We start from the raw sequence: 2,017 nt of genomic DNA, 5'->3' as shown, positions 1-2,017 counted from the left end.
CGCCAGAGCCGCTCGACGCGGCATCCGCGGCCGATGCGGCCCCGGTGGCCGGTTCGGCGCCCGATGCGGGTGCGCCGGCGAGCTCGGCGGATGCCGCGGGTGCAGCCGTGACCGACGCCGCTGCGCCGTCGACCGACGAGTCCGCCGAGGTCGCGGCTGCCGAGGCCGAGGCACCGGTCCCGGCGTCGCCGATCCCGGCCACCCTCACGACCACCTCGCTCATCTTCCACGCGCCGCCCGTGCTGGTGCCGAGCGAGCGTCCCGAGCGCGACGACCGCGAGGACGGAGCGCCCGCCGACGAGCCGTCGAGCGTGCGCCGCCGCACCCGCCGCCGCAGCGGCGAGGAGGGCCGCCCAGCGGGCGACGAGCCCAGCAACACGGTCGTCAAGGTGCGCAAGCCCCGCGAGCCCGAGCTCATCACGGAGCCGCAGAAGGTCAAGGGCTCCACCCGGCTCGAGGCGAAGAAGCAGCGTCGGCGTGACGGACGCGACGCGGGCCGTCGCCGCGCGGTCATCACCGAGGCCGAGTTCCTCGCTCGCCGGGAGTCGGTCGACCGCCAGATGATCGTTCGCGAGAAGGGCGGCCGGATCCAGATCGGCGTCCTCGAGGACGGCGTGCTCGTCGAGCACTACGTCGCCCGCAACCAGGAGGCGTCGCTCATCGGCAACGTCTACCTCGGCCGCGTGCAGAACGTGCTGCCCAGCATGGAGGCCGCCTTCGTCGACATCGGCCGCGGCCGCAACGCCGTGCTGTACTCGGGCGAGGTCGACTGGGACGCCGCCGCCGAGAACGGCGAGAAGAACCAGCCCCGCCGCATCGAGCTGGCGCTGAAGCCCGGCGATCGCGTGCTCGTGCAGGTCACGAAGGACCCCGTGGGCCACAAGGGTGCGCGACTCACCAGCCAGGTCTCGCTGCCCGGCCGCTACCTCGTGTACGTGCCGAACGGCTCGATGAACGGCATCAGCCGCAAGCTCCCCGACACCGAGCGCGCGCGCCTGAAGAAGATCCTGAAGGACGTGCTCCCCGACAACGTCGGCGTCATCGTGCGCACGGCCGCCGAGGGCGCCACCGAGGAGCAGCTCACGCTCGACGTGAACCGCCTCATCGCCCAGTGGGCCGACATCTCGACGCAGCTCGAGAAGGTCCAGGCGCCGGCGCTCCTGCACTCCGAGCCCGACCTGCTCATCAAGATCGTCCGCGACGTCTTCAACGAGGACTTCCAGAAGATGATCATCGCCGGCGACGAGGCGCGCGAGACCATCGAGCGTTATCTGCGCGCCGTGGCGCCCGACCTGCTCGAGCGCGTCGAGGCCTACACGGGCGAGCGCGACGCGTTCGACGAGTTCCGCATCTCGGAGCAGATCGAGAAGGCCCTCGACCGCAAGGTGTGGCTGCCGTCGGGCGGCTCGCTGGTCATCGACCGCACCGAGGCCATGACGGTCGTCGACGTGAACACGGGCAAGTTCGTCGGCTCCGGCGGCAACCTCGAGGAGACCGTCACGAAGAACAACCTCGAGGCGGCCGAGGAGATCGTCCGGCAGCTGCGGCTCCGCGACATCGGCGGYATCATCGTGGTCGACTTCATCGACATGGTGCTCGAGTCCAACCGCGACCTCGTGCTGCGCCGGCTCGTCGAGTGCCTGTCCCGCGACCGCACCAAGCACCAGGTCGCGGAGGTCACCTCCCTCGGCCTCGTGCAGATGACGCGCAAGAAGCTCGGCCTCGGGCTGCTCGAGTCCTTCTCCGAGCCGTGCGAGGTCTGCGCCGGCCGCGGCATCATCGTGCACCACGAGCCGATCGTGAAGCACCGCGTTCCCCAGCAGGTCGAGCGCGGCGGGCGCAGCCGTGGCCGAGGCGGCAACGGCGGCAACGGGAATGGCAGCGGCGGCAACCAGGCCCCCGCTCCCGCCTCGACCGAGCCCAAGGCGCACACCGGCACCCACGCGATCACCGAGGACGTGAAGCACGCCCTCGCGCAGATCGCGGCGTCGACGATTCCCCACGCCGAGCACAAGCC

Annotated in this window: 1 protein-coding gene; it reads left to right on the top strand. The window is 71.4% G+C overall.

Annotated elements, in window-relative coordinates; genetic code table 11:
- A partial coding sequence (locus AC1DY2_RS19110; RefSeq protein WP_476763847.1) for an Rne/Rng family ribonuclease occupies positions 1-2,017 on the top strand: 2,017 nt, incomplete at both ends.

The organism is Agromyces sp. P1_H4 (assembly GCF_056405255.1).
Note: the sequence above shows the minus strand (reverse complement) of the source record. Positions and strands in the feature narration are given on the sequence as shown.